Below are 19,314 nucleotides of genomic sequence, written 5' to 3'. Positions count from 1 at the left end.
CCTACTCATCACGGCCGCCCTTTTTGTTGCCACGATGACCGCATGAGCGAACCTCATCGCGTTGTCATCGCCCGGATGTCCTCCGACCTGGCCGCGATCTCGGCGTATTTGAACCGGGTGTCAGCGGATCTGGGGGAGCTGGCCCGCATGGTCGATCAGGCGCCGGCGCCGGTGCCACCTCCGTTGCCTGCGCCTGCCGCGGTGGCCACGACGTGGCCGTCGGTCACGGGGCCGGTCTCCGTGCCACCCCGGCCCGCACCCGCACTCGGTCCTGAACGTTCAGAGGGCTGGATCGGCAAGGCACTCGCGGTGGCCGGGGTGACCGTGACACTCACCGGAGTGGTGCTGCTACTGGTGTTGGCGGCGCAAGCGGGCATTCTGCGACCTGAATTCCGGGTCGCGGCCGGCGCTGTCCTGGCCGGCGGACTGATCGGTGCCGGGTGGTGGCTCTACCGCCGCCCGGGCGGCCGCGTCGGTGCGATCGCCCTGGCCGCAACCGGAATCGCCGCTGGATACATCGACGTGATCGCCGTGACGACGATCTACGACTGGGTGTCCGCGCCGGTCGGTCTGGCGCTGGCCGCGGCAATAGGTGGCGGCGGCCTGACGTTGGCGCGGCGCTGGAACTCCGAACAGCTGGGCCTGCTGGTCCTGATACCGCTGATCGCCCTGGCGCCCGTCGTCACCGACGGTGTCACCCTGTTGCTCATCGGGTTCATGCTGGCCCTGTCGGCCGCCGCCCTGCCGGTCCAGTTCGGCCGGGACTGGCTGTGGCTGTATGCCGCGCGCACCGCGGCGGCGACGTTGCCGTTGTTGATCGCGCTGGCTGCGGCCTCCTTCGATGATCGGCATGACGTCGTACTCGGGCTGACCTGCGGGCTTGCCGCTGTGCTGGCGCTGGCGGGCGGGGTGCTGGTGCTGCGGTGGACCACCAGGCCGGCGGCGACGGCGGTCCTCACGGCGGGCGGCGTGCTGCCGCTGTTGAGCGTGGCGGCCGCCGTCGACCGTGTTCTCGCAGCCCTCATGATGGCGGCGCTGGCCGCGGCTTTGGTGGCGATCGTGGCCCTAGGTGACCGCATACCCGGGCTGAGCGCGGTGGTGCGCCAGGCGTGGACGGTGCTCGCCGCGGTTGCCGCGCTGATCGCCGTGCTGGTCGCCTTCGACGGACCGGTGGCCGGGCCCGGTGGTCGCCGTCTCATTAAGACGAGGCGCGGTGACGCGGTGGATCGCCGTCGGCCTGGCCGTGGTCGGTGGCCTGATCTACTTTGACTCCGCCAGCCCTGACATTCTCGTGCATGCGACGAAACCGTCTGGCGGGGTTACGGTTTCGGTGTTGGTCGGCAGCGTACTGGTGATCGCCGCGGCCGCCACAATCTCGTGGGCATGGTCGGTGGGCGGTGACGCGGATCAGGAGGTGGTCCGGCTGGTGTGGGTGGCCGCGGCGGTGGCAGCCGGCTATGCGGTCACGGCGTTCACTGTCACGGCCGGTGTCGTCATGGGCGGTACCGGGGCCGGGTTCTTCGGCGGTCACATGGCGGCAACCATCTGCTGGATTGCGGTGGCGGCCGGGCTGCTCGGCTACGCGGCCCGTCGCCCCCGTGCGCAGCGGTCGCTGCCGATCGGCGGCGGGATGGCACTGGTCGTCGCCGCCATGGCCAAACTGTTCCTGTTCGACTTGGGAACGCTCGACGGGATGTTCCGGGTGGCCGTGTTCATCGTCGTCGGGTTGGCGCTGCTGGGCATGGGCGCGGGGTATGCACGCCTGCTCAATCAGCAGGACCAGGTGAGCGAGCGACATCCGGTGTGAGGGTGACCACACAATCGCTAATCTGGATTTATTCCAATTTAGGCGCTGTTGCACATGGCATGAGTACACGTCGAAACGAATCGGATATCCAGGGTTACCAGGCCGCGCCGGAGCTCGGCGGTCATCTTCAGCAGGTCCTCGTCGACCTGATCGAGCTCGGCCTGCAGGGCAAGCAGGCGCATTGGAACGTCGTCGGCACGAACTTCCGGGATCTGCACCTGCAGCTCGACGAGGTGGTCGATTTCGCCAGAGAGGGCAGCGACACCATCGCCGAGCGGATGCGCGCGCTGGATGCTGTTCCTGACGGACGGTCGGACACCGTCGTCGCGAGCACGACGCTTCCGGATTTCCCCGCCTACGAGCGCAGCACGGGCGAGGTGGTCGATCTGATCACCACGCGGATCTACGCGACGGTCGGCACCCTGCGCGGAGTGCACGACGCAGTCGATGCCCATGACCCCACCACCGCCGACATTCTGCACCAGCTGATCGACGGCCTGGAGAAACTGGCCTGGCTGATCAAGTCGGAGAACCGCAAGGTCTAGACGCCGGCCGGCGGCACGACCGAGGCGGTGCGCACCGGACTGGCAGTCTCCAGTCTGGCGCGCGCCTCCTCGTCGTCGCGGCGCCCCACCAGGTACCAGGTGTGCATCAGCCCCTTGCCCTTGATCTCGACGTCGCCGCGTTCCTCGAGCACGAAAGCGTGGCTGATCCGGTCATAGACGTTCTGCGGCACCTGAATCCGGCCGGCGATATCGGTGGACTCCATGCGTGATGCGACGTTGACCGCGTCACCCCACACGTCGTAGAAGAACTTGCGAGCGCCGACCACTCCTGCCACCACGGGACCGGCGGCCAGGCCGATCCGCAGTGGAACCGCGCGTCCTCGCGGGTCCTTGAGGTCGGCGACCGCATCGGCCAGGTCGAGCGCCAGACACGCCAATGCCTCGATGTGGTCGGTACGCGGCTTGGGTACGCCGGCCACGACCATGTAGGAGTCACCGCTGGTCTTGACCTTCTCCAAGCCGTGCCGATCGACCAGGGCATCGAGGTCGGTGTACAGGCGGTCGAGGAAGCGCACCAGGTCGGTCGGGGTCAGGTCACTGGCCCGCTCTGTGTAGCCGGCGATGTCGGCGAACAGGATCGAGGCGTCGTCGTAATCGTCGGCGATGATGGTGCGGGATGGTTCCTTGAGCCGCTGGGCGATCGTGGTGGGCAGAATGTTGGCCAGCAGTTGCTCGGACCGCTGATATTCGGCCTCCATGGCTTCCTCGGCGCGGGCGATCTCACGTAGCGACATCCATACCGTGGCAAACACCATCACCGCCGCGGACACCGTGGAGATGACGAAGCCCGCGGTCATTGCCCACGCTGGGCCCAGGCCGCGATCGTCGGGTCCGAACACCTCCAGCGCGATCGTGGCGGCCACGGCCATCGCCGACAGCGACGCCGCGAGCACGATGCGCTCGATTCCCAGCAGCAGGACCGCCAGCGCGGCCGCCACCACGAAATAGAACTGAAGCCCCGAGTCGGTCCCGATGGCGAAGCACATCACGGACACCGATACGTAGGCGATCAGGAAAAACGTCAAGGGTGCGATCAGCTCGCCGAACCGGTACAGCAGTGGCACAAGGAGGAACAGACCTGCTGAAACGAGGTTGATGAACCCGAATCGCCACATCGGTCCGTCCAGCGTCAACTGGAAGATGCCGAAGCCCGTACACACGGTGGCGGCGATCCAGGTGGCAATGGTCAGGACGCGCAGTCGGCTCGACACGCTCTCGGCGTAGTGCCGAGTGCGGGCCGATACGCGGTTGTTCAGCGCCATCTCGGGCATGCACACCGAGCGGCGGAACTCGCCGACCACCACGGACAAAGCGTATCGCCGCACGCCGCCCGGCCGGTCGACATTGGCCGGGCCGTTGTCATTGGCATGGTCCAGCAAACCCGACGAAACGTCGGTATGTCACAATGGCAACTTGTTCCATTGAGTGCGGCAGTTGCGCCGCCGATCTCTTGTGGGGGGATCTCGTAGTGGACCGGTCGTGGATGCGTAACACCGCAGCTGGCTGTGCGATCGCTTGCGGCGCCATGGTGGTTGGGCCAGGGATGCTCGGCACCGGGGTGGCCTCGGCCGATCTGTTCGGCATCGACTTCGACGTCTTGGACATCTTCGATCACAAGGAAAAGAAGAAGTCCGACCACAGTGCCAAGATCGGCAACCAGCGCACCGGTGGGGCGAAGAATTCCGGTGGCGGCCTCACCGGGCCCAACGCGTCCACCGGGCCGAAGGCCAAGGTCGGTGCGAGCCGGTCACCGGCGTCCAGCGGTCCCACGGCGAAAGTGGGCGCCGGCCAGTCCTCGACGGACCAGGCCCCGCAGTCGGTGGGCGTGACGGGCACGGCGACCGGGCAGGCCCCCACTGCGTCAACCGTGACAGGCGGCGCGGCCCAGGCTCCCACCGCTGCGGTGACCGGCGGGGTCGCAGAGGTTCCCACGGCAGTCGTATCCGGCGGTGGGGGAGGCGGCGGCGGAACACCCACCAACGGCAATATCGGTCGGGCCCCCAACCTCGCGCCCGTGCCGACCGCCCCGAGTAGCCGCAAGATCGTGATCCGCTCGGCCCCGCCAAAAGCGCCGTCCGCTCCATCCGCCCCGGCTCCGGCGGCACCCGCGGCACCGGTTGCTCCCGTGGCTCCGGTACCCGTGGTCGTCCCTGCCGTTCCGGTGCTCACCGCCCCGGTGCCCTCGGCTCCACCGGTGGGCGCCCCGCCCGCCGCTCCGAGCGGCCCGAGCCTTCCCGCGCCACAGTCCGAACCTCCAGCCGCCCAGCCGCTTTCGGTGCCCGCGGTGCCGGAGTCATTCCGGATCGGCTACGCCGACTACCTGCGTACGGCCAGCACGTCCGACCTGTTGTTCGCAGTGTTGCCGGGGCTGGGCGGCATGGTGTTGATGACGGCGGCCGGCGGGCTGGTCGGGTTCCGCCAGGCCCGGGCCGCACAGACCCTGCCGTCGCCACAGATCGCCCGTTTCCTGCCCTGAACGCAGTCGGAAACTCGTAGCGACTGAACCCTGGTTTCCGGGGCGCGCGATCGGTGCCGGTGCGTGCGCTGGATGGATTCATCCCCGCCAGGTCGCATCCGCCGAGCCGACCGCAGCAATGGTGCACTTCGTGGTCCTTTCATAGAAGATTCATAGCCAGTTCCCAGTTCCGGAGCGGCGTGGTGCGACCCCGAGGTCCCCGCACGCCGGTGTTCACCGGAGGCGCCGGTTGGTGTGCCAGCGGGTGGGGCGTCACAGGGATTGTCAAGGCGTTGAACCGATTCCGGCGAACTGACTCGTTTGCGCCATATTGACGCACCGGCATGGTTTACTCTTCGGGATCGGGTGCGCTCATCGAGGCGCGCCGTACGTTTGCGGTGACTTCGCGCACAATGTTGCCGGGGATGCCGCCGCACTCGGGACTCGACTGTTCGCATCCGATCTGCAAATGCATGTTGTGCACCCGGCAGGGGGCCGACACGGGAGACAGTCGGAGGAACGCGCGATTTTCAGGATCCTGAAGCGGCTGTGGATTCCGCTAGTGCTGGTGGTGGTGGGAATTGCAGGCGGATTTACTGTGTCGCGATTGCACGGTGTCTTCGGCAGCCAGAGCCGCCCCGCGTATACCAGCGCCGAACGCGAGGAAAAGCGGCCCCATGACCCCAAACACCTGGTCTACGAGGTCTTCGGGCCGCCAGGCACGGTAGCGACGATCAGTTACTTCGATGCCGATGCCGAACCGCGAGTGGTCAGGGAGGCGACGCTGCCGTGGTCGGTCGAGTTCCCGATTTCCGAGGCGACGGCGATGGGGAACGTCACTGCGCAGGGCAACACCGACAGCATCGGTTGCCGCATCCTCGTCGGCGATGAAGTCAAAGACGAGAAGGTCCGGCAAGGGGTCAGCGCCTTCACCTTCTGTGTGCTGAAGGCTGCATGAGTACCGACAGCGAACCCGCAACGGAGCCGTTGCCGATAGCTGAGCGCCCGCCGTTCATCGCGCGGATGGTCCACCGGCTCTCGGTGCCGATCATCCTGGGGTGGCTGGCGATCACCGTCATCCTGAGTGTCACCGTCCCCTCGCTCGAACAGGTGGAGAAACAGCACCCGGTAGCGATGGACCCCACCGCGGCACCGTCGTTCGAGGCGATGCACCGGATGGGCGAGCTGTTCGGCGAATCGGGTTCGAACGCTGTCGCAATGATCGTCCTGGAGGGCGAACAACCCCTCGGTGACGAGGCGCACGGCTACTACGACGAGATGGTTCGTCAGTTGAAAGCCGACACAAGGCATGTGGAGCATGTCCAGGATTTCTGGGGTGATCCGCTGACCCAGGGCGCCGCGCAGAGCGTCGACGGCAAGGCCACCTATGCACAGGTGACGCTCACCGCCAATCAGGACATCACGGCGATCAAATCCCTCGAGGCGATGCGGGCGATCGTTGAGGGGATTCCGGCGCCGCAGGGGGTCAAGGCGTATGTCACCGGGCCCGCCGCTTTCGCCGCCGATCTGGGACCCGCCGGCAACCGGACGGTCGCGCTGGTCACCTCCCTGACCTTCTCGGTGATCTTCGTGATGTTGCTGCTCGTCTATCGATCGGTCATCTCGGTCATTCTCATGCTGGTGGTCGTCGCCATCGAATTGACTGTCGCCCGAGGGGTTGTCGCATTACTCGGCAGCCTCGGGGTCATCGGGATCACCACGTTCGTCGTCAACCTCCTGGTCGCCCTCGCGATCGCGGCCGGAACGGATTACGGCATCTTCTTCACCGGGCGCTACCAGGAGGCGCGCCAGGCGGGGGAGGACAAGGAGACGGCGTTCTACACGACGTTCCGCAGCGTCGCGAAGGTGGTGGTGGGTTCCGGTCTGACCATCGCCGGTGCGGTTCTGTGTCTGCACTTCACGCGCCTGCCCGTCTACCAGACCCTGGGCGTTCCCACCGCCGTCGGCATGGTCGCCGCCGTCGCGGTGGCCGTGACACTCGTTCCCGCGGTCATCGCGGTGGGTAGCCGTTTCGGCCTGTTCGAGCCCAAGCGGAAGATCACGGTCCGCCGCTGGCGCAAGGTCGGTACGGCGGTCGTTCGGTGGCCCGGGCCCATACTCGTTGCGACGTGTGCGGTTTCGCTGATCGGACTGTTGGCGCTTCCCGCCTACAAGCCCAGCTACAACGACCAGAAGTACATCCCGCAAGATATCCCCGCCAATGTGGGTTATGCGGCGGCCACTCGACACTTCCCCCAGTCGTTGATGATGGCCCCCGACATCCTGTTGATCGAGGCCGACCACGACATGCGCAATCCGGTCGACTTCCTGGTGCTGAACAAGCTGGCCAAGGGCGTGTTGTCCGTGCCGGGCGTTTCCACCGTCCAGGCGCCGACCCGCCCCGGCGGTGAGCCGCTCAAACACTCGACGATTCCGTTCATGCTCAGCATGAGCAACGCCTCCCAGACGCATCTGATGCCGTTCCAGAAGAACCGCATGGACGATCTGCTGGTGCAGGCCGCCGACATGGAGAAAACGATCGCCATCGTCAAGCGCATGCAGGCGCTGACGCAAGAGATGGTCGCCACGACGCACCAAATGGTGGCCGATACACATGAGCTGCAACAGACAACCAATCTATTGCGCGATCATGTGGCGAATTTCGATGATTTCTTCAGACCGATCCGCAATTACTTCTATTGGGAGCCGCACTGCTACACGATCCCGATCTGCTCGTCGATACGATCGGTTTTCGACACGCTCGACGGTATTGACCAGATCACGGTCAAGATGGTTGACCTGGTTGCCAATCTGGATCGGCTCGACGAGATCCTGCCGCAATTGGCCGAGCAGTTCCCCGTGATGATCTCGACCATGGAATCCACCCGAACCATGATGCTGACGATGCACAGCACCATGTCCGGAATCATGGATCAAATGGAGGAGACGTCCAACAACGCCACCGCCATGGGCAAGGCATTCGATGCCGCACAGAACGACGATTCCTTCTATCTGTCGCCGGAAGTGTTCGAGAACAAGGACTTCCGGCGCGTCATGGACATCTTCCTGTCCCCGGATGGGAAAGCCGCTCGAATGCTGATATCGCAACGGGGCGATCCGGCGACGACCGAGGGAATGTCACTGGTCGGCCCGATCGAAACCGCGGCCGAAGAAGCACTCAAAGGCACGCCGCTGCAAAATGCCACGATCTATGTCACCGGCACGGCGGCGTCGGTCAAAGACCTTGTGGAAGCGTCCAAATACGATCTGCTGATCGCTGCCGTCGCAGCCCTCTGTCTGATTTTCGGCATCATGCTGATCGTGACGCGGAGTTTGATCGCCGCGCTCGTGATCGTTGGCACGGTGGCGCTTTCGTTGGGCGCGGCCTTCGGCTTGTCGGTGCTCATCTGGCAGCACATCCTCGGTATGCCATTGAACTGGGTGGTTCTGGCGATGTCCGTGATCGTGCTTCTGGCAGTGGGTTCCGATTACAACCTGCTGCTGGTGTCGCGGATGAAAGAGGAAATCGGCGCCGGGATCAATACAGGCATCATCCGGGCGATGGGCGGCAGCGGCAAGGTGGTGACGGCAGCCGGCCTGGTGTTCGCGTTCACCATGCTGGCGATGGTCGTCAGCGACCTCGTCACGATCGGGCAGCTGGGCGCCACCATCGGTGTCGGGCTGCTGTTCGACACCCTGGTGGTGCGTGCATTCATGACTCCGGCGATCGCCGCACTGCTCGGGCGGTGGTTCTGGTGGCCACAGCGGGTGCACCCGCGGCCGCTCAGTGCATCACGGCGCACAGCCGGCCGCGGCCAGCTTGTGCGTTCCATCCTGCAGAGGGAAGAGCGCTGACTGACATGAAAGCGTCTTCCTCCTGTGCGGTGAAAGCCGCATGAGCGAACGGCACAGAACCGACCGACCACCGGTGATCGCTCGGGTGATCTATCGGCTGGCGGTGCCGATCATCCTCGGCTGGTTGGCGATCACCGCCGTCCTCACCTTTGCTGTTCCCTCGCTGGAACAAGTCGGGCGGGAAAGTTCGGTATCGCTGGTTCCCAAAGACGCGCCGTCGTTTCAGGCGATGCAGCGTATGGGTCAGGTGTTCAAGGAATCCGATTCCGACAGCGTCGCGATGATCGTCTTGGAGGCAGACAAGCCCCTCGGCGAAGACGCACACGGCTACTACGACGCCCTGATTCGTCAGTTGCGAGCCGATACGACGCATGTGCAGCACGTCCAGGATTACTGGGGGGACTCGCTCACCGCGGCGGGCGTTCAGAGCGCCGATGATCTGAGTGCTTATGTGCAGGTGAATCTCGCGGGTAATCAGGGGCAGGCCCTGGCGAACGAGTCTGTGCAAGCTGTCCGGGACATCGTGGCCGGCACACCGGCGCCACCGGGGGTCAGGGCGTACGTCACCGGTCCGGCGCCGTTGGTGACGGACATGAACCACGCCGGCGATACGTCGATCATCAGGATCACCTTGGTGACCCTCGTGGTGATCTTCGCGATGTTGCTGTTCGTGTATCGCTCGATCATCACCGTCGTTCTCCTGCTGGTCATGGTGGGCGTTCAGGTGCAGGCGGCCAGGGGAGTCGTCGCATTCCTGGGCGATCACGACGTAATCGGGCTGTCGACCTTCGCGGTCAATCTGCTGGTCTCACTCGGGATCGCGGTCGGAACGGACTACGGCATATTCTTCGTCGGGCGATATCACGAGGCGCGGCAAGCCGGGGAGGACCGCGAGACCGCGTTCTACACCACCTACCGCAGCGTCGCCAAAGTCGTTGTGGCTTCGGGCTTGACGATTGCCGGAGCCCTTTATTGTCTGAGCTTCACCCGGTTGCCCTACTTCGAGACGATGGGCATTCCTTCCGCCGTGGGTATGGCAGTCGCGGTGGCGGTGGCCGTCACGCTGGTCCCGGCAGTCATTGCCGTCGGTGGCCGTTTCGGGTTGTTCGAACCCAAGCGCCGGCTCATGGTCCGCCGTTGGCGCGGCGTGGGCACCGCGGTCGTTCGGTGGCCGGTGCCCATTCTCGCCGCGGCTTGCGCGGTGGCGTTCATCGGACTGTTGGCGCTGCCCGGGTACCAAACCAGCTACGACGATCGCCTGTATGTGCCCCAGGAGATTCCGGCCAATCTGGGTTATGCGGCCGCGGAGCGACATTTCCCCGAGTCGCGGATGACGCCCGACATCCTGATGCTCGAGGCAGACCATGACATGCGCAATCCGACCGATTTTCTGGTCCTGCACAAACTGGCCAAACAGGTCTTCGCGGTCCCGGGAATCGCCACGGTACAGAGCATCACCCGTCCAGAGGGCAGCCCGATCGAGCGTACGTCGATCCCATTTCAGATCAGCCTCCAGAGCGCCGGTCTCCGTCAGATCGTGCCGTTTGCCAAAGACCGCATGGACGGCATGTTGAAGCAGGCCGACGACATGCAGCGGATGATCACCCAGATGCAGGGCACCCACAACCTCATGAAGTTGATCGGCTCGATCACCCACAACACGGTCGAGTTGACCGGCGAAACAGCCGATCTCACCGACCAGTTGATGGCGACTGTTGCGAGTTTCGACGATTTCTACCGGCCGCTCCGCAACTATCTGTATTGGGAACCGCACTGCTACAACATTCCCGTTTGTTTCGCCATCCGATCGGTGTTCGACGCGCTCGACGGCACTGACCGGCTCAGCCTTCAGCTGCACAAACTGCTCGACAATTTGGTGCGAGTCGACGGGCTACAGGCGCAACTCGTCACGCAACTGCCGCCGATGATCGAGATCATGAAGTCGATGCGGACCATGATGCTGACGATGCACAGCACCATGTCCGGGATGATCGCGATCATGGAAGACACGACGTCGAACGCCACCGCGTTGGGGAAGATCTACGACGGCGCCCAGAATGACGATTCCTTTTATCTGCCTCCGGAAGTGTTCGAGAACAAGGACTTCCAACGCGCGATGAGTCTGTTCTTCTCTCCGGACGGCAAAGCGGTACGGCTGATCCTCACGCACCGCGGTGATCCCGGAACGCCCGAGGGCATCTCACGGGTCGACGCGGTGCGGACGGCGGCCGAGGAAGCGATCAAGGTGACGCCGCTGGAGAACGCCTCGATCCATCTGGCCGGAACCGCTGCGACATACAAGGACCTGCGTGACGGGTCCAAATACGATCTCCTGATTGCGGGTGTCGCGGCACTCTGTCTGATTTTCGGCATCATGCTGGTCGTGACGCGGAGTTTGGTCGCTGCGCTGGTGATCGTCGGCACCGTGGCGCTTTCCCTGGGCGCGGCCTTCGGCTTGTCGGTGCTGGTCTGGCAGCACATCCTCGGCATCGAGTTGCACTGGCTGGTTCTGGCCATGTCTGTGATCGTCCTCTTGGCCGTGGGTTCCGATTACAACCTGTTGCTGGTATCGCGGATGAAGGAAGAAGTCGGCGCCGGGATCAATACGGGCATCATCCGGGCGATGGGCGGCACGGGCAAGGTGGTGACGTCGGCAGGTCTGGTGTTCGCGTTCACCATGTTGTCGATGGTCGTCAGTGACCTGCGCATCATCGGCCAGGTCGGTTCCACCATCGGGCTGGGATTGTTGTTCGACACCCTGGTGGTACGTGCATTCATGACACCTGCGATCGCCGCGTTGCTCGGGCGGTGGTTCTGGTGGCCGCTGAGGGTCCGGCAACGGCCGGCCAGCGCGGTCCTGGGCCCGGTGACGCTTCCTTCCGGCCCACTGGTCAAGCAGGAGGCCTAATTTCGTGCTGATTCAGAACTGGCCAATTCATGGGTGAGATCGGCCCGAGCCGATTACAGTCGGAAGGGTCGGGAGCAATGGTAGGGAGGAAGTTTGTATACGTTCCGTCCGTCGCTGACCAGACTGGCTGTCGGGCTCGGAGGGCTGGCATTGTCCTTGACCGCAGGCGCCGGTGTCGCATCCGCGGGGCCCAACCTGGATTCCGCGATCAACACGACCTGCAGTTACCCGCAGTTGGTGTCGGCGCTCGATGCGCAAGATCCCCAGGTCCGTCAGGCCTTCGACCAGTCGCCGATCCTGCAGCGCGGCTTACGTCAATTCATCGCCGACCCGCCGGACAAGCGGGCGAGGACAGCCCAGGACGTGGCCAACGCTCCGATTTTTCAGCCGTACCTGGGCACGATCGAGCAGGCTTTCAACACCTGCAACAACTTCTGATCCCGAGATGGGAGCCATCATGTTGGTTTCCGGCGGAGAATCTGCCCGCAGGGCCTGACCGTCGGCAGTTGTCGGCCGGTGCCCGGGTGTCGTCACATGACCGCGCGGGACGGCCAGAAGATCTTGCGGCATATGGCAATTCACGACGTCAACCCCGCATATCCGAATACTCTGCGGGCATGATTCAGAGCCGATACCACGCCGCGAACGGCACCGCAGGGACATGCCCGAACGCATCGTCGTCGAACCTCGCCGCGGACCGCCGCGCTCCTGAGCTGTCCGCAGCACCGTACCCGGAGCCGTGTCTGTGAACCCGGCCGGACACAGCGGATCTTCGGCCCGTCCCGTAGCCCTGTTTGTGTTGGGCGTGCCTCGATCTGGTACGTCGGCTGTTACCCGTGTGCTGTCGTTGTGCGGTGCCACGCTCCCGACTGGATTGTCCGGCGCCGACCCGCGAAACCCGCGCGGTTACTGGGAGCCGCGGGCGTCCCTGCATCTCAACAACACGATTTTGCGTAGCCACGGCAGCGCCGTGTTCGACGCGTCGCTGCGTCTGCAAGAAGAAGGCGGCTTTGATGCAAGCCAGAAGGCCGCCTGCATCAACAAGATCGGACAGTTCTTCGCCACGCTGCCCGCCGCGCCGCTCGTACTCATCAAAGATCTGCAGATAACGCTGTTGTCCGGCTTGTGGTTCGAGGCCGCGCGGCAGGCCGGCTTCGACGTCGCGGTCGTGAACATGGTGCGCCCGCCGCAGGAAGTCATCGCATCGGGCGCGGCGGACTTTCTCACACTGCCCGAACTCGGCAGCGCGCTGTGGCTGAAATTCAACTTGCTGGCAGAGCGCGACACCCGCGAGCTGCCGCGCGTGTTCGTCGAGTACGCCAACCTCCTCGAGGATTGGCGTCGGGAAGTGAAACGGATCTCGGTAGCACTCGGCATCGATCTGGAGAAGCGGGATGAGAGCGCCATCGAGGAGTTCCTGACACCAGATCTTCACCGCCAGCGGCGTACTGGCCCAGTGGACGAAACCTTCGGCACCGATTGGATTTCTGGCGTCTACGAGGCGTTGCACGCGGCGGCGCGTGATGAACCCTGGGATCAGTCTGCGCTGGATCGGGTCTATGCCGAATATCGGGCGAGCGAACAGGGTTTCCGGAAGGTATTCGAGAATTCCGCTCGCCTGCACAAGCTCAACCGATTCATCAGGCCCTCCATCCTCAAGTTTCGCTACGAGGTCGTCGCGATGGCTCACCGGCGCCGGGGAACTTGGGCTTGATGAGCATCCGCCGCACATCCAAACCGCCTGTACGACCGGATAATCGGCTCGCATTGGCAGACGAAGCCCTGTTGGCCGAGCATCAGGCTGCCGGCATGAACGTGGTCATACAGGTCACCTGGCTGTATGAGCGTCCTGTCGATCTCGATGGGTTGCGCCGGTTCCACCACAATCTCGGCCGGGGGTTGTTGGGGCGTCGCATCGAGCGTCCGGCGTTACCGATCGCGCGGCATCGGTGGGTCGCCGATCGTGGACCGTCGGACGTCGACGTCGTCGAGACGATCCGCCCGCGCACCGAGTTCGGCAATTGGGTCGATGAACGGTCGCAACTTCCCGTCAACGCACAATCGGGTCCGGGCTGGCACATCGGCGTCCTTCCCCTCGACGACGGCTCGACCGCCGTCAGCCTCGTACTTTCACACAACTTGATCGACGGCCTCGGGCTCGCCCTTGTCATAGTCGAAGGGGTCCTGGGCAAAACGCGCGATCTTGACTACCCTCCGCCACTGTCACGGACACGACTGCGCGCATTGGGCCAGGATGTCCGACAGACAGCCCGGGACGTGCCGAATGTCGCCCGAGCGCTTGTCAGCGCGGTGAAATCGGCCCGGAAGCAAACGCGCACGGCGGTTGAAGGTCAGCGTTCGTCGGCACCGCGCCCGGCCTCGGTCGAGGGAGCCGATGAGGTCGTCCTCGTGCCGGCCCTCACGATCTATGTCGACCTGAATGACTGGGACGCGCGAGCGACCGCCCTGGGCGGAGCGAGCCACACTCTGGCAGCGGCTTTCGCGGCCAAGTTCGGGCAGAACATCGGGCGCGTACGCGCCGAGGACGGCGCCGTCACACTCCAGATCCCGATCAGTGACCGCGCGGACGAGAACGACACCCGGGCGATGGCACTGTCGTACGCGCGCGTCACGGTCGACCCGGCACAGTGCACAACCGATTTGAGCGAGATCCGGGCAGCCGTCAAACAGACGCTCAGGACTCTGAAAGAGACCTCGGACGAGTCAAAGCAACTCTTATGGCTGCCGTCATTCGTGCCGAAGCGGATGCTGAAACAGATGGTGGCCCGAGCGCCCGCCGATCCCGACCAGGCAGTGTTCTCTTCTTATCTCGGCGATCTGAGCTCACTGATCAGTCAGGCCGATGGCACGCTGGCTGCCTTCGCCAACGCACGCACGACTGGGCAACGAGAATCGCGACAGCTCCTCGAACGAACAGGCGGCCGCACTGTCATCCTTTCCGGACGCATCAGCGGCAAGATTTTCATCAGCGTGGGCGCTTATCAGCCTGGCGCCGAGAACACCACGTGTGCATTGCGTGAATTGGCCACTCGCACGCTGACTGATTTCGGCCTGACCGGGGAAATTCACTGACGTGCGCGTAAAACCGTGGGTAGCCTTTACGGTTCGACCCCGAACACCCGGCGCTGCAGCGTTGTTCGCAACAGGTCGAGTGGAGACCTCATGTCGAAAGAAGCGCTATGAAGCTGGTGCTGGCAAGCTATGGAACTCGCGGAGACGTGGAGCCGTGCGTCGCGGTCGGCTGCGAGTTGCTGCGCCGCGGCCACGACGTGCGGCTGGCGGTATCACCGGACCTCGTAGGTTTCGCTGAGGCGGCCGGCCTTCCGACAGTTCCCTACGGACCGGACACGGCGGTATGGGCGGATGCGCACCGAGACTTCTGGATCCGATTCTTCGGCAACTTCTGGAAGGTCGGAGAACTGACCAGACTGTGGCGCGAGATGCGCGAGATCGGGGAGTCGGTCGTCCAGTTCTGGGAGGAGATCTCCACCACGCTGACGTCGCTGGCCGACGGTGCCGACCTACTCATCACTTTCCTGAATTTCGAGCCGCCGGCCCTCAATGTTGCAGAGTACTACGGCATTCCATTGGCGACAGTGCACGTCTCGCCTGTTCGTCCCAACGGGCGGATGCTCGGATTCCTACCACCGACGCTGGGTCGTTATGCGCTGAAGGCATACGAGTGGGCGAACTGGCGCGGGGTGAAGAAGTTCGACGATGCGCAGCGCCGGCAGCTGGGTCTGCCCAAGGCCACCGGCTCCTCACCACGGAGGATGGCCGACCGCGGATCATTGGAGATTCAGGCTTACGATCAGGTCTGCTTTCCCGGACTGGCCACCGAATGGGCGAAATGGAATGGCCAAAGGCCCTTTGTCGGAGCGCTGACGATGCAGCTGTCAACGGCCGGCGATGACGACGTCGCCGCCTGGATTGCCGCGGGAACACCGCCGATTTTCTTCAGCTTCGGCAGCACACCGGTCAAATCTCCCTCAGACACCCTTGCCATGATCGAAACCGCTTGCGCGGAGCTGGGAGAGCGGGCGTTGGTGTGCGCCGGTTCGAGCGACTTCAGCCAGATCCCGGATTCCGACCGGGTCAAGGTCGTGGACACGATGAACTTCGCCGCCGTGTTCCCAGCCTGCCGCGCCTTGGTGCACCACGGTGGCATGGGCACCATGTCGGCGGGTCTGCGCGCCGGTGTACCGATGCTGGTGTTCTGGACGGCGCTCGATCAGGCGATCTGGGCAACTCGGGTCAAAAGGCTGAAAGTTGGCCTGGGCCGGCGTATATCGGCTGTCAGTAGCGAATCTCTCGTCGCAGACCTACGCACGATTCTTGATCCGCAGTATGTCGCCCGGGCACGTGAGGTCGCCACCCAGATGACCAGACCGGATGAAAGCGTTGCCAACACCGCTGATCTTCTGGAACGGTTCGCCGCCAAGGCTTCTTGACCGACGTCGAACTCAGATGATGTTCAAGCCCTTCACCACCTGCAGCAACCCGATCATCACGAAGATGCCGATCATCACCTGGCGACGGTTGGCCAGCGCCCAGTCGTGCACCGGTCCCAACACCGCTTCGGTGCGCACCGGCGCGATCAGATAGCTGACCACGACGACCTCGAAAACCGTGAACATCGCGACGACAAACAGGATTACGGCGACGATCTGGGTGCCCGTCGAGGCCCCGGAGGACGCGACGGTGGTGGCCACGAACAGGACCAACGGGAATCCCGGCAAGAATCCCATGCCGCAGACCAAAGCGACCCACAAAGCGCCACTGTCCCAAGCTCTTTGAAGGCGACCGAACAGCCGCCGAATTGCGGATTTGCCGTCCGGCACATCTTGCAGGGCCGCGAACGGCGAAGACATCGGTGCCGGCCGCTCGGATTCCAGCACCTGGCCCGAGCTGTTGCCGCTCGGCGCCGGCACCCGCGCTCGCCGACCCAACCAGAAACGTACTGCGATCAGCCCGGCGACCGACAGCACGAGCACACCCATGCCGAGTTGTATGTGCCGGGTCGCGGCGCTGGCGGCTGGGGCTTGAGGGCTGAACATGGGCGCACGGTGCAGCAACAGCACCGGGATCACCAGGGCCGGAATGTTCGTCGTGAGGGACCCGATCCAGCAGACGAGCAGGTTCTGCACAGGACGCGGACGGGAGATCACCAGGAGGATGAGGGCCAGCAGGGCGGGATTGAACGCCATCAGAACGGCCATCCCGAGTAGTGAGCCCCACACGGCCCGGGACACTACCTGCTGGTTGTTTGTATTTTGTGGCTTTCGAAACCCTGGCGATCTTGATCGGCCGGGCCAGCGGAGATCAGTGCGTGGAGTACCAGCTGCGGATACTTCCTGCGGTGCGTTGAGAGTACTTGCCGTCGTTTCGGTTTGACTGCCGGACAGGTGCGCGCGACGGTCGGTCCGATGAGCCGGCCTCGGTCCGCCCGCGGGCGGTTCGGGGCTCGGCAGGCCTCCTGGTGCGGCCATGGGATGACAACGCCCATCACGGATGGATCCATTTGATCTCGGTTGAACCTGGCACAGGTTCCTCTTCAGTTTCGGACCGGAACGGGCAGGGGATCGGGATAATGACCGATGTCTCTGGGCGCCCTACGGGCGCGACAATTTGAAAGGCTCAAGGTCTTCGCGATGAAATTTGTGCTGGCTTTCTACGGGACTCGTGGTGACGTCGAGCCCGGTGTGGCGGTCGGCCGTGAGCTGCTGCGCCGCGGACACGAAGTACGGATGGCCGTCTCGCCCGATCTGGTTGAGTTCGTGGAGGCTGCCGGTCCGGAGGCCATAGCCTGCGGGCCCGATGTCCGGGTGTGGCAAGACTTGAACCGTGACTTCTGGGCCCGCTTCTTGCGCAAGTTCTGGAAGAACTTCTGGCGGGTCGGCGATCTGGTCGGGTTGCTGCGCGAGGAATGGCATCTGTTCGACCAGTACTGGCAGGAAGTCAGCAGGACGCTGATGTCGTTGGCGGACGGGGCGGATGTGCTGTTCACCGGCGTGATCGGCGAGGAGGCCGCGGGCAATGTCGCGGAGGCATGCGACATCCCTTTCGCCATGCTCCATGTGTTTCCGTTGCGGCCCAACGGTCAGCTCGTTCCGGCCCTACCCGCGCGGTTGGCCCGCACGATGATGAGGGCGTCGGAGTGGCTGAGTTGGCCCATGATGAAGCGCCTGGAGGATCCGCAGCGGCGCGAGCTGGGTCTACCCAAGGCCACCGGTCCTTCGGCGTGGCGGGTGGCCGAGCGCGGCTCGCTGGAAATCCAAGCCTACGACGAGATCTACTTTCCGGGACTTGCTGCCGAATGGGCGAAATGGGATGGCCAAAGGCCTTTTGTCGGTGCGTTGACGATGGAGCTGCCAACGGAAAACGACGACGAAATCGCCACGTGGATTGCTGCCGGCACACCGCCGATCTGCTTCGGTTTCGGCAGCATGCCGGTGGATTCAGGCGCTGACACGCTGGCGATGATCAGTGCCGCATGTGCCGAGCTTGGAGAGCGGGCGTTGGTGTGCGCCGGCGCGAGTGACTTCAGCAACCTCCCGCACCTCGACCACGTCAAAATCGTGGACACCATGAACTACGCAGCCGCCTTTCCTGCCTGCCGGGCGGTCGTGCACCACGGTGGTGCGGGTACCACCGCTGCGGGTTTGCGCGCAGGTGTGCCCACTTTGGTCCTCTCAACCGATCTGGACCAGACGCTGTGGGGCGCGCGGATCAAACAGCTGAAAGTTGGTACCGCCCGGCGGCTTTCGGCTACCACCCAGAAGTCGTTGGTGGCTGACCTGCGCACGATTCTCGAGCCGCGGTATGCGACCCGTGCCCGCGAGGTCGCCACACAGATGACCAAGCCCGCCGAAAGCGCTGCGGCCGCCGCCGACCTGCTGGAAAAGCTCGCGCAGCTCAGACAAGTTGGGCTCCGTGGATAGCGGCATCCGCGACATCGAGAACATGCCCCGGGGCGGACCTGATGCGTCCTGGCTGGACCGGCGTTTGCAGACCAACCGGCTGGAGTACCTGGATCGGGACGATGTCGACGATCTGAAACGCAAAGTCATGGATTCACTCGACCGCGCCGGGAGACGGCGGCGGATCGGCATTCACGACAAATGCGCCCAGATGGTGCTTCGCGAGGTGGCTGAGGTGCCCGCTCCGAGGATCCTCGAACTCGGTGCAGGCCTCGGCGGTCTATCGCGCAAGCTGCTGGACAGCCATCCCACCGCCCAGATGACGGTCACCGACATCGAACCGGCGTTTGTCGCAGATATGGCAGAGGGAGACCTCGGCAGTCACCCACGCGCCACCGTGCGGCAAATGGATGCCACTGAAATCGACGCTCCAGAGGGCTATTACGACCTCGCGGTGTTCGCGTTGTCGCTGCACCATCTGCCTCCGGAGCTCGCGGCCCGAGTGTTCGCGGCAGGTACCCGCGCAGCGAAGAAGCTCCTGATAGTCGACCTTCCCCGACCGCCCGCACCCCTGCACATCGCGTTGTTGGCGGTGGTGCTGCCGCTTGTCAGGATCTCTCCGCTGCAACACGACGGGTTCATCAGCTCGCTCCGCGCCTACAGCCCGTCGGCGCTGCGTGCGCTGGGCCGTCACGCCGACCCGTCCATCACGGTGGAGTTTCGGACTCGGCGGGTATTGGGGCCGACGGTGGCGGTAGCCAGTCGCTCCTAACCCGGTGCCA

13 protein-coding genes and 1 pseudogene are annotated in these 19,314 nt (G+C 64.3%); 12 read left to right on the top strand and 2 right to left on the bottom strand.

Annotated elements, in window-relative coordinates; genetic code table 11:
• Positions 1 to 42 precede the first annotated feature (42 nt).
• Positions 43 to 1,807 (top strand): annotated as a pseudogene (locus BN2156_RS06495) (DUF2339 domain-containing protein).
• A gap of 59 nt (positions 1,808 to 1,866) precedes the next feature.
• Positions 1,867 to 2,352 (top strand): Dps family protein, encoded by a 486-nt coding sequence (locus tag BN2156_RS06490; RefSeq protein ID WP_090511532.1) that lies wholly within the window; start codon positions 1,867 to 1,869, stop codon positions 2,350 to 2,352.
• Here the strand turns inward: BN2156_RS06490 and BN2156_RS06485 are convergent.
• On the bottom strand, positions 2,349 to 3,644 hold the full coding sequence (locus BN2156_RS06485; protein ID WP_090515571.1) for an adenylate/guanylate cyclase domain-containing protein: 1,296 nt from the start codon (positions 3,642 to 3,644) through the stop codon (positions 2,349 to 2,351). The two genes, BN2156_RS06490 and BN2156_RS06485, sit on opposite strands and share 4 nt — an antisense overlap.
• A gap of 254 nt (positions 3,645 to 3,898) precedes the next feature.
• On the opposite strand from BN2156_RS06485, the gene BN2156_RS30655 reads away from it, so the two are divergent.
• The 8 genes from BN2156_RS30655 (at position 3,899) to BN2156_RS06440 (ending at position 16,063) form a co-directional block, all read left to right on the top strand.
• On the top strand, positions 3,899 to 4,849 hold the full coding sequence (locus BN2156_RS30655; RefSeq protein ID WP_159402819.1) for a hypothetical protein: 951 nt from the start codon (positions 3,899 to 3,901) through the stop codon (positions 4,847 to 4,849).
• A 526-nt stretch (positions 4,850 to 5,375) separates the two neighbouring features.
• Complete coding sequence (locus BN2156_RS06470) at positions 5,376 to 5,786, top strand: MmpS family transport accessory protein (RefSeq protein WP_090515570.1); 411 nt, start codon at positions 5,376 to 5,378, stop codon at positions 5,784 to 5,786.
• Positions 5,783 to 8,683, top strand: coding sequence for an MMPL/RND family transporter (locus tag BN2156_RS06465; RefSeq protein WP_090511523.1), 2,901 nt, complete (start codon positions 5,783 to 5,785; stop codon positions 8,681 to 8,683). Before BN2156_RS06470 ends, BN2156_RS06465 begins: the two co-directional genes overlap by 4 nt.
• A gap of 40 nt (positions 8,684 to 8,723) precedes the next feature.
• Complete coding sequence (locus BN2156_RS06460; RefSeq protein WP_090511520.1) at positions 8,724 to 11,591, top strand: MMPL/RND family transporter; 2,868 nt, start codon at positions 8,724 to 8,726, stop codon at positions 11,589 to 11,591.
• Between the two features lie 93 nt (positions 11,592 to 11,684).
• On the top strand, positions 11,685 to 12,029 hold the full coding sequence (locus BN2156_RS06455; protein WP_090511517.1) for a hemophore-related protein: 345 nt from the start codon (positions 11,685 to 11,687) through the stop codon (positions 12,027 to 12,029).
• 307 nt (positions 12,030 to 12,336) lie between these two features.
• The gene (locus tag BN2156_RS06450) at positions 12,337 to 13,305 is read left to right on the top strand and encodes a sulfotransferase family protein (RefSeq protein ID WP_090511515.1); all 969 of its coding nucleotides are present in this window, start codon (positions 12,337 to 12,339) and stop codon (positions 13,303 to 13,305) included.
• Positions 13,305 to 14,684, top strand: coding sequence for a hypothetical protein (locus BN2156_RS06445; protein ID WP_090511513.1), 1,380 nt, complete (start codon positions 13,305 to 13,307; stop codon positions 14,682 to 14,684). The genes BN2156_RS06450 and BN2156_RS06445 overlap by 1 nt, the downstream gene beginning before the upstream one ends.
• A gap of 107 nt (positions 14,685 to 14,791) precedes the next feature.
• A complete protein-coding gene (locus tag BN2156_RS06440; protein WP_090511511.1) occupies positions 14,792 to 16,063 on the top strand; it encodes a glycosyltransferase in 1,272 nt (423 codons plus the stop codon).
• A gap of 12 nt (positions 16,064 to 16,075) precedes the next feature.
• On the opposite strand, the gene BN2156_RS06435 is transcribed toward BN2156_RS06440, so the two are convergent.
• A complete protein-coding gene (locus tag BN2156_RS06435; protein WP_235625226.1) occupies positions 16,076 to 16,831 on the bottom strand; it encodes a GAP family protein in 756 nt (251 codons plus the stop codon).
• Between the two features lie 432 nt (positions 16,832 to 17,263).
• Here BN2156_RS06435 and BN2156_RS06430 point away from each other — a divergent pair, with 432 nt between their 5' ends.
• Positions 17,264 to 18,553, top strand: a complete 1,290-nt coding sequence (locus BN2156_RS06430; protein ID WP_090511506.1) for a glycosyltransferase — start codon at positions 17,264 to 17,266, stop codon at positions 18,551 to 18,553.
• Positions 18,554 to 18,575: 22 nt separating this feature from the next.
• Positions 18,576 to 19,304 carry a class I SAM-dependent methyltransferase gene (locus BN2156_RS06425; protein ID WP_162490827.1) on the top strand — a complete coding sequence of 243 codons (729 nt, stop codon included), beginning with the start codon at positions 18,576 to 18,578 and terminating at the stop codon, positions 19,302 to 19,304.
• Positions 19,305 to 19,314: the final 10 nt, after the last annotated feature.

This window comes from Mycolicibacterium neworleansense (assembly GCF_001245615.1).
GTDB classification, from domain to species: Bacteria; Actinomycetota; Actinomycetes; order Mycobacteriales; family Mycobacteriaceae; genus Mycobacterium; species Mycobacterium neworleansense.
Note: the sequence above shows the minus strand (reverse complement) of the source record. Positions and strands in the feature narration are given on the sequence as shown.

What these genes read in the sequence shown, in the direction of transcription:
- BN2156_RS06445 (WP_090511513.1), top strand. Translation starts at nt 13,305, where the DNA reads ATGAGCATCCGCCGCACATCCAAACCGCCTGTACGACCGGATAATCGG.
- BN2156_RS06425 (WP_162490827.1), top strand. Translation starts at nt 18,576, where the DNA reads ATGCCCCGGGGCGGACCTGATGCGTCCTGGCTGGACCGGCGTTTGCAG.
- BN2156_RS06490 (WP_090511532.1), top strand. Translation starts at nt 1,867, where the DNA reads ATGAGTACACGTCGAAACGAATCGGATATCCAGGGTTACCAGGCCGCG.
- BN2156_RS06460 (WP_090511520.1), top strand. Translation starts at nt 8,724, where the DNA reads ATGAGCGAACGGCACAGAACCGACCGACCACCGGTGATCGCTCGGGTG.
- BN2156_RS06440 (WP_090511511.1), top strand. Translation starts at nt 14,792, where the DNA reads ATGAAGCTGGTGCTGGCAAGCTATGGAACTCGCGGAGACGTGGAGCCG.
- BN2156_RS06430 (WP_090511506.1), top strand. Translation starts at nt 17,264, where the DNA reads ATGAAATTTGTGCTGGCTTTCTACGGGACTCGTGGTGACGTCGAGCCC.
- BN2156_RS30655 (WP_159402819.1), top strand. Translation starts at nt 3,899, where the DNA reads ATGGTGGTTGGGCCAGGGATGCTCGGCACCGGGGTGGCCTCGGCCGAT.
- BN2156_RS06435 (WP_235625226.1), bottom strand. Translation starts at nt 16,831, where the DNA reads ATGGCCGTTCTGATGGCGTTCAATCCCGCCCTGCTGGCCCTCATCCTC.
- BN2156_RS06465 (WP_090511523.1), top strand. Translation starts at nt 5,783, where the DNA reads ATGAGTACCGACAGCGAACCCGCAACGGAGCCGTTGCCGATAGCTGAG.
- BN2156_RS06485 (WP_090515571.1), bottom strand. Translation starts at nt 3,644, where the DNA reads ATGCCCGAGATGGCGCTGAACAACCGCGTATCGGCCCGCACTCGGCAC.